16 protein-coding genes are annotated in these 16,598 nt (G+C 67.7%); 8 read left to right on the top strand and 8 right to left on the bottom strand.

Annotated features, from left to right (window positions below; all coding sequences use genetic code 11):
* Positions 1-257: 257 nt before the first annotated feature.
* The 3 genes from Acor_RS32230 to Acor_RS32220 form a co-directional block, all read right to left on the bottom strand.
* Complete coding sequence (locus tag Acor_RS32230; RefSeq protein ID WP_170317178.1) at positions 258-1,565, bottom strand: glycoside hydrolase family 32 protein; 1,308 nt, start codon at positions 1,563-1,565, stop codon at positions 258-260.
* A gap of 359 nt (positions 1,566-1,924) precedes the next feature.
* Complete coding sequence (locus Acor_RS32225; RefSeq protein ID WP_155340555.1) at positions 1,925-2,713, bottom strand: hypothetical protein; 789 nt, start codon at positions 2,711-2,713, stop codon at positions 1,925-1,927.
* A gap of 495 nt (positions 2,714-3,208) precedes the next feature.
* Complete coding sequence (locus Acor_RS32220; protein ID WP_155340554.1) at positions 3,209-3,574, bottom strand: DUF5997 family protein; 366 nt, start codon at positions 3,572-3,574, stop codon at positions 3,209-3,211.
* A gap of 54 nt (positions 3,575-3,628) precedes the next feature.
* Between Acor_RS32220 and Acor_RS32215 the strand changes: the two genes are divergently transcribed.
* Positions 3,629-4,342 carry a LysR family substrate-binding domain-containing protein gene (locus tag Acor_RS32215; RefSeq protein WP_155340553.1) on the top strand — a complete coding sequence of 238 codons (714 nt, stop codon included), beginning with the start codon at positions 3,629-3,631 and terminating at the stop codon, positions 4,340-4,342.
* A gap of 322 nt (positions 4,343-4,664) precedes the next feature.
* Here Acor_RS32215 and Acor_RS32210 read toward each other — a convergent pair whose 3' ends face one another.
* Entirely contained in the window at positions 4,665-6,182 is a 1,518-nt protein-coding gene (locus Acor_RS32210) for an alpha/beta hydrolase (RefSeq protein ID WP_170317177.1), read from the bottom strand.
* A 664-nt stretch (positions 6,183-6,846) separates the two neighbouring features.
* Here Acor_RS32210 and Acor_RS32205 point away from each other — a divergent pair.
* Both Acor_RS32205 and Acor_RS32200 read left to right on the top strand, forming a co-directional pair.
* Entirely contained in the window at positions 6,847-8,805 is a 1,959-nt protein-coding gene (locus Acor_RS32205; protein ID WP_155340551.1) for a CehA/McbA family metallohydrolase, read from the top strand.
* A 194-nt stretch (positions 8,806-8,999) separates the two neighbouring features.
* Positions 9,000-9,941 carry a type II CAAX endopeptidase family protein gene (locus Acor_RS32200; RefSeq protein WP_155340550.1) on the top strand — a complete coding sequence of 314 codons (942 nt, stop codon included), beginning with the start codon at positions 9,000-9,002 and terminating at the stop codon, positions 9,939-9,941.
* 57 nt (positions 9,942-9,998) lie between these two features.
* Here the strand turns inward: Acor_RS32200 and Acor_RS32195 are convergent, their stop codons facing one another.
* The gene (locus tag Acor_RS32195) at positions 9,999-10,481 is read right to left on the bottom strand and encodes a MarR family winged helix-turn-helix transcriptional regulator (protein ID WP_155340549.1); all 483 of its coding nucleotides are present in this window, start codon (positions 10,479-10,481) and stop codon (positions 9,999-10,001) included.
* 54 nt (positions 10,482-10,535) lie between these two features.
* On the opposite strand from Acor_RS32195, the gene Acor_RS32190 reads away from it, so the two are divergent.
* On the top strand, positions 10,536-11,063 hold the full coding sequence (locus tag Acor_RS32190; RefSeq protein WP_155340548.1) for a hypothetical protein: 528 nt from the start codon (positions 10,536-10,538) through the stop codon (positions 11,061-11,063).
* Complete coding sequence (locus tag Acor_RS32185) at positions 10,984-11,346, top strand: SDR family NAD(P)-dependent oxidoreductase (protein WP_155340547.1); 363 nt, start codon at positions 10,984-10,986, stop codon at positions 11,344-11,346. Before Acor_RS32190 ends, Acor_RS32185 begins: the two co-directional genes overlap by 80 nt.
* Here the strand turns inward: Acor_RS32185 and Acor_RS46440 are convergent.
* Both Acor_RS46440 and Acor_RS44905 read right to left on the bottom strand, forming a co-directional pair.
* Entirely contained in the window at positions 11,252-11,731 is a 480-nt protein-coding gene (locus tag Acor_RS46440; protein ID WP_422664848.1) for a transposase, read from the bottom strand. The two genes, Acor_RS32185 and Acor_RS46440, sit on opposite strands and share 95 nt — an antisense overlap.
* 283 nt (positions 11,732-12,014) lie before the next feature.
* Positions 12,015-12,395: a DUF4872 domain-containing protein gene (locus tag Acor_RS44905; RefSeq protein ID WP_246239434.1), complete on the bottom strand. Its 381-nt coding sequence runs from the start codon at positions 12,393-12,395 to the stop codon at positions 12,015-12,017.
* Between the two features lie 146 nt (positions 12,396-12,541).
* Between Acor_RS44905 and Acor_RS32170 the strand changes: the two genes are divergently transcribed.
* The gene (locus Acor_RS32170; RefSeq protein ID WP_155340545.1) at positions 12,542-12,919 is read left to right on the top strand and encodes a VOC family protein; all 378 of its coding nucleotides are present in this window, start codon (positions 12,542-12,544) and stop codon (positions 12,917-12,919) included.
* 63 nt (positions 12,920-12,982) lie between these two features.
* Here the strand turns inward: Acor_RS32170 and Acor_RS32165 are convergent, their stop codons facing one another.
* Positions 12,983-13,381, bottom strand: coding sequence for a hypothetical protein (locus Acor_RS32165; protein ID WP_155340544.1), 399 nt, complete (start codon positions 13,379-13,381; stop codon positions 12,983-12,985).
* A 562-nt stretch (positions 13,382-13,943) separates the two neighbouring features.
* Between Acor_RS32165 and Acor_RS32160 the strand changes: the two genes are divergently transcribed.
* Entirely contained in the window at positions 13,944-15,215 is a 1,272-nt protein-coding gene (locus Acor_RS32160) for an FAD-binding oxidoreductase (RefSeq protein ID WP_246239432.1), read from the top strand.
* Between the two features lie 370 nt (positions 15,216-15,585).
* On the top strand, positions 15,586-16,149 hold the full coding sequence (locus Acor_RS32155; RefSeq protein WP_246239430.1) for a DUF2306 domain-containing protein: 564 nt from the start codon (positions 15,586-15,588) through the stop codon (positions 16,147-16,149).
* The last annotated feature ends 449 nt before the right edge of the window (positions 16,150-16,598 follow it).

The following is a 16,598-nucleotide window of genomic DNA, read 5'->3' as shown; positions in this document are numbered from 1 at the left end:
CCCCGCACGCCAGCACCGACTGCTACGCCGGACACTCACCCGCTACCTCGATCATTTGCCGAGCAGACGCCTTCGTCGTGGCTGCGCTTCTGCGGTCTACTGGTAGTCACCTGGCTGGACCGACCTCCGGGAACGCAGCTTCGAGTCGGCCGGCATACAGTCCACAAGACCAACTCGGCGGAATGCTCCACGAGTACTCACATGCCGCTTGGACTGCACGGATGGAACTTTCGGCAGGCGCAACGTCAGAAGATGTTTCATGAGATCGAACGCTGGCCCGTTTGCCAGATTGAGTGGAGCGGAGAGAAGACCAGCTTCACGAGGTGCGCCCCGCCGTCGGCGAAGACGTCGAGGCGGTCGCCGCCGAGGTCGGCGTTGAGGCTCTTGTAGACCAGGCCGTCGTTGCCGAAGATCTCCAGCTGGCCCCGGTCGACCAAGAGCTGGATCTTGACGGTGTCGCCGTCGGGGGGCATCGGCACGCCGTCGAGGGTGGCGGTGGCGGTGTCGTAGGCCACCTCGCGGGGGCCGACCCGGAAGCCGACGCGGGTGGTGCCCTCTTCTATGTGGAACTCGGCCTCGACCGTGCAAACGGCCGCGCCGGTCAGCGTCCTGTCGGTGTCGAGGCGTACGTCCGCCCAGGTCAGGGTGGTCTCGCGCAGGTCGTCCAGTTCGGCGATCGGCGTGCTCAGCACCTTCGGCACACCGTCGACCACGCGCAGGCGGAACTGCACGGGGAAGGTGAGGTTGCCCGTCCAGACGCTTCCGGCGTTGCCGCCCTGCCAGGCTATCGAGATCGCCCGGTCGTCGGGCAGGTTGGCGAACGTCAGGCCGGCGTAGTAGTCGCCGCCCGGGTGGTTGGTGCCGTGGTTGAAACGTTGCGGCTCCGGGTGGGCGGTGGTGAAGGCGCGGCCGTCGAAGTCGCCGACGACGTACTCGCCGCTGGCGCCGTTGAGCACCCAGTTCAGGTTGCCGTCCAGGGGCAGGGGGATAAGGTCCGGGCATTCGTACAGCCAGGCGGCGGGGTAGCGGGAGGCGAAGGTCCAGTCGAGGAAGTTCGGTGAGGTGAAGAAGTCGACGCCGTAGCCGCTGTGGTCGGACCAGATGACCATGCACCAGCGGCCCGTCGGCTCGTGCCGGAAGACCTTGGGGTCGCGGCTCTTGCCTTCCGGTACGGCGACGCTGCGGCCGTTGTCGTAGGTGTGGAAGGTGTAGCCGCCGTCGGTGGAGTAGAAGAGGGTCACGCCGTCGGTGCCTGAGTAGAGGAGGATCGGCGCGTGGTCGCCGGACCGCAGGCCGCTGACGTTCTCGGTGTCGACCACGCCGCCGCCCGAGTAGAGGTTCCCCGGGTGCAGGTCCGGGCGCAGGGCGATCGGCTGTTCCGTCCAGTGGACCAGGTCGGGGCTGGTGGCGTGGCCCCAGTGGAGATTGCCCCACGCCAGGCCATCGGGGTTGTGCTGGAAGTAGAGGTGGTAGACGCCGTCGTACCAGAGAGGGGCGTTGGGGTCGTTGATCCAGCCGCGGCGGGCGCTGAAGTGGAACTGGCCACGGTTGTGCTCGTCGTACATGACGGAATTCTCTCGTCCGATCCGCACTGCCATCGACCCCGCAGCCGCATCGCCTGGTGGCTGGCCGTGCTTCGTCACGCCTGTACCTAGCCCCTATCCATGATCATCGATGGCGCCGATTTCTGCACCCGGACTTCTCGAAGGCTGTAAGCGAGCCCGCTGTGCGTGACACACGACGGCTGCCAAGAGGAACTGCCGGGAAGGCAAAGCCTCAGCGCGCAGGTGGCGCGTGCGGATGGGCAGGCCGGGGCGGCCGGTGTGATGGCAACCATGACTCGCTGCGGCTTGCGCGATGTGGTCGGCGTCGTCGGGTGAAAACGCAACCGCACCCCGCCAGGCGCGCCGCCTTCTCCGGTTCGTCAGAGATCGTTCTTCGTGCGGCAGGTCACAAAGAAGGTGGTCTGCGCCGATCCTTGGTAGGGGGAGGAGAGTTCCACCTTGAAGTACCCGCTCTCCGACCGGTTCGTGCTGTATGGGCTAAAAATAATCTTCTCCTGCGCTCCGGTTGCGGTGAACGACGTGCTCCCGCCGGAGATGTACGACCACTGGTTGCGGGTCTCGTTGCTCTTGCGGTACCACCGGTAGTCGAGGAAGACGGGGCCGCCGGCCACGGCGAGCATCGCGCTGAGCGTGAACACGGCGGGTTGGCCGCCCAGCCCGCACTCCTCGCCTTCGTCCGCGCGCTCAATGTTCACATTGGACAGCGTCGGCTGCACGCAGACCGTGTTGGCTCCCGCGGCCAGGGAGTCGGGGACGTAGGGGGGATCGATGATCCTGAGGCGCATCGAGCTCCTGAGGCTGGTCGTGCGGACGAAGCCGTGGACGACGGTCTGGGTGCCGGGCGCGTGGAACGTCACAGATACGGGCTCAGGGCCGGGCCAGGGCAGATTCTGCTGGTTGACCCATACGTACTTCACGGTCATCGGTTCGGAGACCGTGATCTTCCCCGAGACGGTGAGCGACAGGCCGTGTGGTGTTTCGTTGCAGGGGCCGATGTAGGTGGGAGGAGTGATCGTTACACCCCACGCGGTGACCGTGGCCGCGATAGCCGCCGCGTGTGCGGTCGCGGCCTGGACGGGCCCGGCCGCCAGCCCCGCGAGCAACACGCCGACCGTTCCCAGACGCAGGAGAAACGCTGAAGATCTCATACCGCATTCCTTTCCTGATCAGAATGAGGCACATGATTCCCAGCCCGGGTGGGAGCGACTTGTGGATCACTGCAATGGCCTGCGATCGGGGCATCCTCTCGCTGTTTCAGGACCGTGCGCCTGCCGATCAACCACCACATGCCTCCGCCTACACCCAGCGATCTCGATCAGGTCCGCCTGCAGCGCCGGCAGATACTGAACGGATCTGATCAACCTGTACCGGCGGGCTGAATAGGACAACCGCAGGCCAGAGGCCGCATCCGGATTTCGCACCCCACAACCTGTTCGGGACAGGTGTTTGGTGTTGCAGATGGCCAGTGTCGAGTTGTTGGCCACGGCGGTCGCGCCGATCAGGGCGTCGGGCGGGTCAATGCTTGCCCCGGCGCTCTTGCACCATCTACGCCGGACGCTCACCGGGCCGCGCTGGAAAACTCAGAGGCTGGCCCAAAATGGCGGCGGACCAAACCGGACCAGATCGCCACTTCCATCGGCTGACTAGCGCTGGTCGCGGCGCTGCGCTTCCTTGCGCGCCTCGGCCTGAACCGACCGCTCGCGTTTCAGCCACTCGGGGTCTTCCGCCTTGATGGCGTCGATCTCGGCGGTGGTGAGCGGCCCGGTGATGCCGCCCCTGGCCAGGCCCGAGTGGGAGATGCCCAGCTTTACGGCGACGACCTGCCTGGGGTGAGGTCCGTTGCGCCGCAGATCGGCCAGCCATGCCGGCGGATCGGCCTGCAGCGCGTTCAGCTCATCCCTGGAGACGACTCCCTCCTGGAACTCGGCGGGAGTAGCCGAGAGGAGCACACCCAGCTTCTTGGCCGCGGTCGCGGGCTTCATCGTCTGAGTGGTCTTGAGCTTGGTCATGGTGTCAAGGGTAGGGCGCGAAGCCGTTTTCTCTGACACCGGTACCGTGAGGAGATGACTGACAGGGAATTCCGGCTGGTTTACGTGCCCGGGGTGACGCCCGCCAAATGGGTCAGCGTCTGGGCCGAGCGTGTGCCCGACGTGCCTCTCATCCTGGTCTCCGTTGCCGCCGCCGAGGTGGTGAAGTTCCTGCACGACGGCTGTGCCGACGCCGGGCTCGTGCGGCTGCCCGTGGACCGCGAAGGGCTCAGCGTGATTCCTCTCTATGTCGAGACCACCGTGGTCGTGGTGCCGAAGGATCACACGGTGGCCGCCGCCGACGAGGTGACTGTTGCCGATCTCGCCGATGAAGAGGTGTTCCGTCCGAGGGACGACACTCTTGAGTGGACGGCCCTGCCCGGACTGCCGGCATTTGCGCGTCCGGACACGACGGAGGAGGCGATCGAACTGGTGGCGGCGGGCGCTGGGCTGCTGCTGGTCCCGCAGTCGCTGGCGCGCCTGTATCAACGCAAAGATCTGACCTACCGGCCGGTTGTGGAGACGCCGCAGTCGCACATCGCGCTGGCCTGGCCCACGGAGGCGACGACTGAGCTGGTGGAGGACTTCATCGGCATTGTCCGTGGGCGTACGGTGAACAGCTCGCGGGGGCGTACCCCCGCTCCTGCCCCGGGGAAGGCGCGGGAGCAGCCGCGGAGTCCCGCTCCGGGCGGGTCGGATCGCCGGGGTGCGCAAACCGGCCAGGGTAGGAAAGGCCGCCGTCCCCGCTGAACCGTGTATCGCTTCAAGAGTCGTAGTAGGGCGCTTGACCTGGCCTTCTAGGCTCGGCTGTAGCGTTCCTGGTTTGCCCACAGGCCGTGTCGTAACCAGTCTGCGCAGTGTTACGTCGGTATCACCGGCCCTGGGCACCGGGCAGAGCGTCACCATCGGCTTCTACGGGACCTACACCGGCACGAACGCATCTCCGACGTTGTTCACGCTCAACGACGTGCCATGCACGGCGAATACAGCGCGTTCGGCCCGGCTGACCTCTCCCGTCAACGGCCAGGTCTTCACCGTACTAACGGAGGTACAGCGCCTCCGACTGCACTGATCAGGTACCCGAGGCGCAGACGGTCCCGTTCCTGGGAGTCTTCCCCGTCAGCAGGTACGCGCTGACCTGCCCTTTCACGCATCCTGACTGAAGGAAGGCGGTGTGCCCGTCCCCGTCGAAGGTGAGCAGCACTCCGGAGTCGAACTGCCTGGCCAGCGCCTTGGCCTGCTTGTACGGCGTGGCCGAGTCACGTACCGTGCCCACCACCAAGATGGGCGCGGAGCCCTTGGCCGGCAGCGACCGGGGCACCGGGGACGGCTTGGCCGGCCAGGCCGCGCACGAGTCGGTGGTGTCCTCCCCGTCGGAGAAGTAGTCGCCGAACAGCTCCGGCTTGCCGCCGTTCTCGCCGGAGGAGACCGACCGGGGGCGGGTGGTGACGGAGGCGCCCCGAGGCCGGTCGGCGCAGTTGATCGCGCGAAAGGCGTCGTCAAGGTTGCTGTAGGTCCCGTCCGGACGCCGCTCGTTGTAGAAGTCAGCCAGTGCCTGGAGCGCGGTGCCGTCGCCCTTGAATCCCCTGGCCAGCGCGTCCCGCAGGTCCGGCCAGCTGTCGGCGCTGTACATGGCGGCCTGGATGCCGATCAGCACCACCGGCTCGGTCACCTTCCTGCCGTCCGTAGTGGAGGGAAGGGCCTTGCGGTCGGCCCGCTTCAGCAGCTTTTTGGTCTCGGCGAACGCCTTGGCCACGGTACGCCCCTCGAACGGGCAGTTCGCGGCCTTGAAGCAGTCCTTGACGAAGGCGGTGTAGGCCACGTCGAAGCCCGCGCCCTGGCTGTCGGACGCCTCGTTGTCGGTGAGCGCAGGGTCCACCGCGCCGTCCAGGGTCATCGCCCTGACCCGCTTGGGGAACAGGTCGGCGTAGACCGCGCCCAGGTAGGTGCCGTAGGAGAAGCCCAGGTAGGTCAGTCGCTCGTCACCGAGCGCGGCGCGCAGCACGTCCATGTCCCGTGCCGCGTTGAGGGTGCCGACGTACGGCAGCAGGTGGCCGGAGTTGGTTTCGCACGCCTTCAGGTACTTGCGGTCCGCCACCTTCAGCGCCTTCTCCTCTGCCTTGGTCTCTGGGCTGTCGTCCACGGCGAAGTACGCGTCCTGCTCCGGGCCGGTCAGACACCGTACCGGCGCTGACTCGCCCACCCCGCGCGGGTCGAAGCTGACCAGGTCGAACTGGGCCCGCAGCGCCGAGCCGAAGGCGACGCTGTCGCCGCGCAGGAACTCCAGCCCCGACCCGCCTGGGCCGCCGGGGTTGGTGACCAGGGAGCCGATGCGCTTGCCCCCGCCGGCCCGCAGCCGGATCACCGCCAGCTGGATGGTCTCTCCGCCGGGGTCGCGGTAGTCCAGCGGCAGGGTCAGCTTCGCGCACTGGAAGCCGCCGCCGCAGCCGGTCCAGCTGAGCTGCTGGGTGTAGAACCTGCCCAGACCTGGCGTCCCGGCCTGGGCCTGGTCGCCCCGGGCCGGCGACGTGAACGTGGTGGCGAGCAGCCCCACGCCCAGCATCGTGATGAGTCGGGATGCGCGTCCCATATCCGCGTCCTTCGGGTTGATTTCGGGTAGCAGGCTCCTCCCGAATCGGCGCATCCCGCGCTTACGAGGCTCTCTAAGGTCGCTAACCTTGATCGCTCTCACGAGGCCATCGACGAAGTGGCGCTGAGGAACGGGAACGTCGATGACCGGGGAGGACGATGATCAGGGACGCGGCCATGACCTCGTTGTAGCGGGGACCTGGCCGGAGATCAGGACTCCAGGCCGAGCGGCAACGTGTAGCGCGCGGGGTCGTTGACGGACGCCCGGGTCAGGACATACTCGTTCCAGGTCGGACGGCGGTCAGGACCGCGATGGTGACGTGCGCTGGGCGAGCCAGCGGCAAGTATACCGACCAGAAGACGCGCGCCTCCCCTTCGTCGCCCGCACGGCCTCCCGCAGCCCACGGCGCGATCACGTCGGCGTCGGCCGCGCACGTGGATCTGCCGGTGGTGCAGGGTCAGGTTGGGCACGCCGGCATCGTGCTGACCGCCGACACCTACACCTCGGTGGCGCCCGGAGCGTCACGGGATGATCAGGCGCCCACGCGGTCTGCTGCCACTGGAGGAACTGTCCACGCGCGGCTGGGGTCGGTCTCCTGGATCGGGCCCTGAGGCCATGGGCGGTTCACGGCCGGGGCCTTCGTGTGCTCACGGACGGGGTTCGCATGCCGCACGACTATCTGGCCGGGTACCGCGCCGATCTGGCCCGGCATGGCCTGACCTGGGGCGAGCCGCCGCTGGCGTACGTGCGGGTGATGAGCCCATCGAGGTTCATCGACGACGGGACGTTCCACGCGGCGGCGCTGGAGAGAGCGCGTGCGCAGGCTCCGGACGCGTCCGAGGCCGAGCTGGAGATCCTGCTGCGCGAGCTGAACTTCGACGAGGTGCTGCTGGAGGTCATCGGTGACGACCCGCCGGACGGGCTGGCGATCCTGCGCCTGACCCCGGCCGGTGACGTCCTGCTCGGGCGGACCCGTGCTGTCCTGGACCGGCCCCTGCCGCTGACCCTGCTGATCGACAACCGGCGCGGGCCGGCGACCCTTTCCATCGGCGGGCGCTCGGTCAAGGTCGAGGCCGGCGGGGTGCGGGTGGTCGAGCTGGACACCGCGGCCGAGGTGACCGGCGTGGACCTGACCGGCTTGACGCGTGCCGCGAGGCCGGCGCGATTACGGCTGCGGGCCGGGATGCCGTGCCGGTGGAGCGTCTGGACGGCCGATGGGCAGGGCTGGTACCCCCGCGACGCGCCCGCCCGCTGCGACTACCACGGCACACCGTTCTTCCACGGCGACGACCTCGTCCTGGACGTCCCCGCCGAACCGCTGACGGTCCGCGTGACGCGCGGCATGGAATACGACATGGCCGAGACCGCGCTGACCCCCTCAGGGGACACGCTCGTCCAACTCACCCCCGGCCGCCGGTACGACGCCGCCGCCCACGGTTGGTACGGCGGTGACCTGCACGTGCACCTCAACTTCACCGGCGACCTCGTCGCCACGCCGGACATGGCGGCTGCCATGCAGCTCGGCGAGGACCTGCACGTGCTGAACCTCGTCGCCGCGAATGTGTCCGGCGAGCGGATCATGGACCGGGAGGCGCTTGAAGCCTGGGCCGGGCGGGATCTGCCCTGGTCGGACGCGACTCATGTGGCCCGGATGGGCGTGGAATACCGCGACGACCTGCTCGGCCACATCATCGGCTTCGGCCCGGCGGCGCCGCCCACCCGCTATCACGCGGGTTTCCTCGGCGCCCCCGACTGGCCGCCGGTCACGAGGGCCTGCCGTGAGCTGCGCGAGCTCGGCGCGGTCGTCACGTACGCGCACGCCTTCCACGCGCCGGTTCACGGCGCCGCTGACGTGATCGGTTCGGGACGTCCACAGTGCACCGCGCGGATGGCCGTCGTGGACGCCGCGCTTGGGCTGGCCGACGGCCTGGAGGTGCTGCACTTCTCCTCTGCGGCCGGCTCCTCGGCGGTGTACCGGCGGCTCGTCGGGGCGGGCAATCGGCTGGCGGCCCTGGCCGGCACCGACACCATGGTGTCGTTCACGCGGCAACGGATGGAGATGGTCAGCAGCCCGATCGGGTTCGAGCGCACGTACGCGCGGGTGACCGGGCCGCTCACCGCCGCGCCGTTCGCCGAGGCCGTACGGGCCGGGCGGACGTTCGCCACGACGGGACCGTTCGTCGAGCTCACTGTGGACGGGGCGGGCCCCGGGGAGACAGTCTCCTGCTCCCACGGGACCGTTCTGCGCGTCGAGGTGCGCGTCACCGGAGTGGAGGCCGAACGGGTGACGGTGCTGGCCGGGGACACCGCGGTGGCTATGAGGGGCGGCGTGGGCGAGGTCTCGGCGACGGAGTCGACGTACGTGGTCGCGGTGGTCGAAGGCGGCCCGCACCCGCGCAGCCTTTTCACGAACGTCTTCGCGCACACGAGCGCGATTTACGTCGAGGTGGACCGGCGGCCGGTCGCCCGCCGGGCGGACGTGGAGTTCTGCCTGGATTGGCTGGCCCGCCTGGCGGCCCTGATCGAGGACAAGGCGAGGCTGCCGGAGGCCGGGCAGCTCACGGACTACCTGGACCTGATCGCGGAGGCTCGCGCCGTCTACCGTGAACGTCTCACCTGGTGAGACTGGGAGAGCTTTTGGGATGGCCGGGCGCGGAGGTCATCACCCGGGTAGCGCGGTTATGCCCGGTGCCAGGCTCGACAGCGGTCCAGTCGCACGCGGCAAACGACCGTGAGTGGACCTGTTCATGACGTTCTCCACTGGCTTTCCTGGTTCCCAGGGGCTGATCAGCCACCCGGAATCAGACGTGGGGAAACATGAGCGAGATCACTACATCGGCAAGCCCGGCAGAGGGCGTGCCCTACCACCGGCTGGCTCACGGCGTCGGCTGGCGTCGGATGGCGCTCAGCCTGGTCTCTTTAGTGGTGGCCTCCATTGCGGTGGTGGCGGTGGCCTTCATCAGCGTGGACCAGGGGCAGCGGAGGGTTGTGCTCGCCGAAATGTGGTTCGGGCTGGCCCTCGGCTTCGTGATGCTGGCGATGCTCTTGCCGGTCGCACTGCTGGCGACCCGAATTCAGGGCCGCCCGGCCGGGACCCTGTCGTCGGTGGTGGGGCGGCTGCGCTGGGGGTTGTTGTGGCGGTGCCTACTAGCGGCGGTGGGAGCCGCCGTGATCGTCTCCGTGGTGCGCTTCGCGGCGGCGGCGACCGGTCTTGAGGCCCCGTACGACTTCGGGGACGACACGAACGTCGACGTCGATGGCAGCCTGAACTGGTCAATCGCCCTGACGTTGCTGTTCATGGCCATGCCCATCCAGTCGGCGGCCGAGGAGTACATCTTCCGTGGATGGTTGCCGCAGTTCTTCGGCGCGTTCCTGCGGAACCCGCTGCCCGGCGCCCTGGTGAGCGCGGTGGCGTTCGCCTACGGACACGCCTGGTTCATACCGTCGGAGGTCCGCGGCTTGGAATTCCTGAAACTCTTGCTGACAGGCCTGGTGCTCGCGTACCTCACGATCGCGACCGGTGGCGTCGAAGCGGCCATCGCCTACCAGGCGACCTCCAACATCATCTCTGCGCTGGTCACCTTCCTCCCAGTACCCTACGAACTCACGGAGTACTTCCCCTACGGGGCCATGATCGCGCAGGCTGTCGGCCTGGCGATGTTCGCGCTGCTGGTGCTGCGGCTGCACCGCCGGGGTGGGTACGCACGCCTGGCCTCACCCCCGCCAGGCGGTCGTCGCCTGTTGGGCTCCCCCCTTTAGGCGTTCTTCACAGGACTAGCCGGGCCTCTCCACCTGAATCCGGCAGGTTGCACGTCTTCAGTTCTCGGGTCGGCTCTGGCGCACGCCGTAGCCGGCATGTACGTCTGGGTCGAGCCCGTGGGCGGCGGCGAGCTTGGATACGAGAGCGGTGAACGTCTCGCGTTCGGCGGCGTCGAGGGGGGCGAGCACGTCGGCGTTCTGTGTCTCGGCCGCAGTGCGAAGCGCGCCGAGCACCTGTCGCCCGGCCTCTGTCACGTCCAGGCGGTGGTGTCTCCGGTCGGCGGGGTCGCGGGTGCGGGAGACATGGCCTGCCGCTTCGAGGGAGTCCACGAGCACGACGACCCTGCTTGGGACGGAGCCGAGTCGCGTCGCGAGCGCACGCTGACTCAGCCCGGGCTCGCGGGCGATGATTCGGAGCACGCCCGCCGCCGCCGGGGTGAGTCCGACTGGCTTGATCAGCTCGCCGAACCGGGCGGAGGCGAAGGCGCCCAGCTGCGAGAGCAGGAAGCCGGTGCGTGGGGGACGGCGTGGGGAAGTCACGCATCCAGCATAGCTCAGTTGACTGAATAATTCACACTATGCATGATTAATGCTATGACCGAATCCATGCGTTCCATCCGCCCGTGGCGCGGTGCCGGCGGCCCGCCCCTGGGGTCGCTCGCGATCGTGACCCTCGCCCTGACCATCGCCGGGGTGGTCGTACTGGTGGCCGGAACCGGATCGGCGCCGGCTCCCTTCGCCGACGCGACCAAGGTGGCGGGGTGGTATGCGGCCCATCCGATGGCGGTACGGATCGGCGCCCTGCTCCAGTTCGGCGCCGCTGTGCCGCTGGGCATCCTCGCGGCCTCGGTGTACGCCAGGCAGTTGCGCCTCGGCGTGCGTGTGCCGGGGCCGGTCATCGGCCTCTACGGCGGGATCGCGGCATCGATCGCGCTTCTCTGCTCGGCTTTGGTGACCTGGTCGCTGAGCTTCCCCGGTGTCGACGCCAGCCCGCAGGTCACCGCGATCCTCGCCCGGCTCGCCTTCGGGCTTGGCGCGCGTCATGAGCATCGCGATCGTGGTCGGCGCGAACGGTGGGATCGGCGCGGCCGTCGCCCGACGCCTGGCCTCTGCCGGGCATAGGATGCTCCTCGTCGCACGTTCTGCCGCCCCACTGGAAGAGCTGGCCGTACATTTGCGAGCGGAAGGAGCCGAAGCGACCGCCGGGTCCTTCGACGCTGCCGCGCCCGGTGCGCTGCGCGACTTCCTCGCCGCGCACGCTGGCGACGGCATCGACGTCGCGGTGAACAACCTCGGAGTCTCGCACCGCCCTACTCCGTTCGGCGACCTCTCCGAGAACGAGCTCGATCGCGTCCTCGGCACCGACCTGCGCGGGCTCGCCCGGTGCCTCTGCGCCTGCCGATAATTCCATCCGTCCAGGTCACGGCCTTGCAGGACTTCTCTGGTACGCAGGCTTCGACTCCTGAAGAGGAGCCAGTGCGGCAGGATGACCGGTCGTGCTCCTTCGCCTGGCCTATCTCGCCGTCACGAACACCTTCGCGGCGCTGCGGTTGCTCCCGATGGGAGATCGGGACAAGGACGTCGAGATCCTCGCCCTGCGTCACCAGATCACCATCCTCGAACGGCAACTCGGCGTCGGTGCCAGGGCGAGGTTCGCGCCCGAGGACCGAGCCTTCCTCGCCGCCCTCCTGACGCCGCCGCCACGCGCGCACCCAGTTGTGCAAGGTGGTGTCGTGGATTCCGAGTTCTCTGGCCACATGCGTCACCGGACGGTCCCCGTCCAGCACCATGCGGACGGCCTCGTCCTTGAACTCCCGCGAGTACGGGCCCTTGCGCCGTGCCAACTTTCTACATCCTTCCGGTCGCCCCAACCCTAGTTGGGGAGCTGTCCGGAATCTCTAGGGCACCTCAATAGCGCGTGGCCGATGCCGAGGTTGCTGTCGTTGATCAGTTGGGCGCACTCTCCGAGGAAGTCGCGGTAGAGATTGCGAACAGGGCGCCGCCGGTGCCGGCCTTCTCCATGAGCAGGGCGGCCTGTGGCAGGTCCCGCTGCGGGTTGTCGCTGCGGTGCAGCTACTTCTGCACCTGTGTGGCGGTCTTCTCGATGCCTCGGTAGCCCAGGTTCGCGATGGGCGGGTTGAGGAAACCGTTGGCGCACGCCTTGATCGCGGGAACGATCTGGTCGTGTGGTGAGGGCAGGTCGCGCGGCACCGTGAGTGTGAACGAGCGGTTCTTGGCGGTCATCGGGCCGCGCTCGGCCCTGGCCATGGCCAGGCTGGTCAGGGTGGTGGTTACCGCTCCGCCTTGCTGGTCGGTGTCCACCAGGCGGGCCTGCTGTGTGTCGTACCCGTACATGGCTACGACATGGCCGCCGAAGTGCACCGCGGGTACTTCGAGCTTGCGTGAGGGCCGGACGTGGGAGCTCGCCCGCAGCGCGGGCGCGTCGAACACCACGGCCTTACCGCTCGCCAGCGCCGCTGCTCCGGCCCGTACCCACCCGGCCTGACGGCCGCTCCTACCATGGAGGTAAGGAGGCGAAAGACATATCGCGGCCCCTGTCGTACCCCCTACGGTCGGGACCGTCTGGGAAGGAGATCGACATGTCAGTGCGGTTGAACCACACCATCGTGGCAGCCCGTGACCGCGAGGAGACCGCCGCGTTTCTGGTGGAGATTCTCGGTCTGCCGCCCGCGACGGCCTTCGGGCCGTTCCTCGTCGTCGACCTCGGCAACGAGGTGTCCCTCGACGTCGCCGGGACCGACGGTCCCGTACATCCCCAGCACTATGCCTTCCTGGTCACCGAGGAGGAGTTCGACCAGATCTGGGGCCGGATCAAGGACCGCGGACTCACCTTCTGGGCCGACCCGTTCCACCAGCGGCCGGGCCAGATCAACACCGACGACGGCGGTCGCGGCCTGTACTGGTCCGACCCCAACGGCCACAACCTGGAGATCATCACTCGCCCGTACGGAGGGTGACCACGCGTGATCTTTACGCCGAATCCCGGATACGACTAACGCGACAATTCTCGTTCTACAACCTCAAGATACGAGATATTCGAACGCCGTCGTCGCCTCCGAGGGTTCGGGGGCTGTAGTCCTTTGGCCTGCCGCGTCCGAGGAGGCGAGCAGGGACTGGCGGATGACACTATCGGCAGGCGCACAATCAACCGCTTGGACGTCGTAGGCGATCAGCGCGGCAACGGACAGCATCGCGAGGAACAAGACCGAAAGAAATATTCTGCGTGGCTTTAAACGTATCCACCCCATGTGCTCAGCCATACGCTCGGCAATCGCGGCGATTACGGGCCAGACAATCGCGAACACGCCGAACAGCGCGAACCGCCCTGCCAGCCAGCCGAATCCGGAGAAATTCTCACCTGAACTCAGATCGCCGAGACAGCCGACCTGGACTCCGCCGACGATGACGGCGGGAACCACGCACGTCAGGCGATGCCATGGCCAAGGCCATGCCCTGGGCGGATGACATCATCGGCAGGCGCAGAGCCAAGAACAGACGAACTTGGTCCCGGTACGCCTTCACCGTCGTCGGCCGCAGCCGCTGCTCCACGCTGAACGACCGATAGCCAAGCCGGAGCCCGACCGTCCGCCGCGCGCTCCCCGGAGCATTGCTCCTGCCGAAACCTCATCCACGCATGTCACAGAGCCGGGGATCGTGACCACGGCACCATCGTCGATCCACACCGCGAGCGAGCCCACCACACCGGAGCACGTGACGCCACCGTAACCGGTAAGCCCGACGGTAAGCGGAGCGGAAGAAGTCGGTAAGCCACTCCCGGCACGGTGGGACCTGTCAGTAGCAAATACGGCAGCCGACATGCCGCGGTGGCGATCACCGTCAGCGGCACCCACAACGGGGCGGTTCCGGCCAAGGCAGCGGCGCGATCCTTCCCACCGGTCTCGCGATTTTGTCGTACCGACCTGTCTAAATCTGTCGTGGACGCCGGATCTGGTTCGACGCATGAATATGGAGAGACGCGATATGTCCCGATTGATGGAACGGCACAACTACCTCGGACCTGGCGACCCCGGCTACGACGAGGCGCGCAGGACGCTCAACCCGGCTCTGGACCCGCGCCCGGCCCTGGTGGCCGAGGCCAAGGAGGCGGGGGACGTGGCGGCCGCCGTGCGCGCGGCCCGGGAACTCGATCTGGCCCTGACCGTGCAGGCCACCGGCCACGGCACCCACGTCGCCTGCGACGAGCGGGTGCTGCTGCTCAGAACATCCGAAATGACCTCCGTCACCGTCGACCCGGAGCGCCGGACCGCCCGGGTCGGCCCCGGGGCGCTCTGGAGCCAGGTGATCGCCGCCGCCGCGCCGTACGGGCTGGCGCCGCTGGCGGGGTCGCACCCCGGTGTCGGCGTGACCGGTTTCACCCTCGGCGGCGGCCTTGGCTGGCTCTCCCGCCGGTACGGCTTCGCCGCCGACAGCGTGCTCCGCGCCGAGATCGTCACCTCAGACGGGCGGATGATCACGGCCGACCACGACCAGCACGCCGACCTGTTCTGGGCGCTTCGCGGAGGTGGCGGTGGCTTCGGGGTGGTCACCGCGCTGGAGTTCCGGTTGTATCCGGTGCCCGTGGTGCACGCGGGGGCGGCCACGTTCCCGGTCGAGCGTGCGGCCGAAACCCTGGCGTTCTACCGCGACTGGTGCGCGACCGCCCCTGACGAGGTGAGCACCGCCCTCGTACTGACCCCGACCTCCCTGACGATCAAAGCCATGTGCGCGGGACCCACCGACCCGCTACGCCCCCTGTGGGCGACGGCGATCACCGACACCATGTCCCCCATGCCGTTCGGCCAGGCCGCGATGGGCGGCACCGCCGCCCGCCACCTCGACCTCCTCCCCTCACTGCCGGACGCCACCATAGACACCCTGGTCAGTGCCGGCCAGGAAGCCATCGTGGAGGTACGCCACTGGGGTGGCGCGCTGGCCAAACCCGGCGGCCCCGTGAGCCACCGCGACACCCGCTTCTCCGTCATCGTGGACGCCCAACTCCCCGGCGTGGCCGAGGCGCTCGCGCCGTACGCGAACGGAGGCGTCTTCCTCAACTTTCTCGCCGACACGAGCCGGACAGCCGACGCGTACACCCGCGACGACTACAACCGTCTCATCGACGTGAAACGCGCCTATGACTCGGCCGATCTGTTCCGGACCGGCCACCGAATCCGAGAGCGTCCAGGCCACCGGTTGGTCGCCACATCCCCTGCGCACAAGTGTGCTCCCCGCCCGGCGGTAGCGTCGGATTCATGACTGATGCTGCTCGCGGCGTGCAATGCGGGTGCGGAGGAAGCCAAGGTTAAGAAGAGTGGCCAGACCACCGAATCGGCCGAAAGTACGCCTGATCGCTGGATGATCGGCTGACTTGAATCGGGCCGTTCGTGTGATGTGTGGACATGGGAGAAGAAGCCACGATCCCCTCATGACCGACAACAGCGCGACGGACCGAACCAAGCCACAGAGGGCGTCAAGGGAGGGGCCGGCGGACGAGCGGACACTGGATCACCCGGCGGATGGGCGAACTTCGGGGCGGTTGGCAGGGGCGGTGGGATGGTCGCCGGGTGAACGGACGTCCGCGAGGGTTCCCGGATGGGTGGGGCCCGCTGGCCTGATTCTGCTCAGCGTGATTCCGGTGGTTGCCGGTGCACTGCGTTTGGGGGAATTGGCAGGTGGCGCGGTAGTCACCCCCGGGAATGCACGATTTTTCGCGACACCGCTACCCGTGGTGTTACACATCATCGGAGCCTCGCTCTACGGCATTCTGGGTGCCTTCCAGTTCGCGAAGAAGTTCCGTCGCCGGAGACCGGGTTGGCATCGTATGGCAGGGCGAATCCTGGTCATATGCGGACTTGTCGCCGCAGTTACCGGCCTGTGGATGACCGTGTTCTATCCACGCCCGGCAGGCGACGGCGATCTCGTCGCGGCGTTCCGGCTCGTGTTCGGCACGGCGATGGCGGTCTCCCTCGTGCTCGGTTTCGCCGCCATCCGGCGAAGAGACTTCCACCGCCACCGCGCTTGGATGATCCGCTCTTACGCGATCGCCATGGGCGCAGGAACCCAGGCGTTCACCCACCTCCCCTGGATGATCCTCGTCGGCACCCCCGGCGAGACCGCCAGGGCCATGCTCATGGCCGCAGGATGGCTCATCAACCTCGCCGTAGCCGAATGGATCATCCGCAGACCCTAATTTCAGATCCGGTGAGTGCTCCACGCTAGAAGTGAATCGAGTTCTTGAGCCCGACAGCCTACGACCCGGACAACATGTTCCACATTAACTTCAGCATTCCGCCGAAGTCATTGAAGTGACCGTCTGCCTGAACCTGTTGGGCCGCCTGGCCGTTGCTGCCGCACCTGATGGATACAGCGGGTCCCGTCCGCAGCTGGAATTGTGCGAGGTTCTCACGCGTAGTCAAGTTTGGCCAAGTCCGCCATTATCGCTTCCCAGACAGCGGTCTGGCAGGTGAAACGTTTGTCGAGGTCTGAATGCTGGGCGCAGGTCTGCAACTGTTCCACGGCTCGGAACCTGATATTACTGCGATTGATCTCCCGGATCGGGCGCAGCGCGTAGATCCCGAGAACGGCTCCAAAGCCCGGCGTTCAACTCGTACATGCGGCGCAGTGCCATCGCCGAAGGGT

It is taken from the genome of Acrocarpospora corrugata, from assembly GCF_009687845.1.
Lineage (GTDB): Bacteria > Actinomycetota > Actinomycetes > Streptosporangiales > Streptosporangiaceae > Acrocarpospora > Acrocarpospora corrugata.
This window is presented reverse-complemented; position numbering and strand designations above follow the sequence as displayed.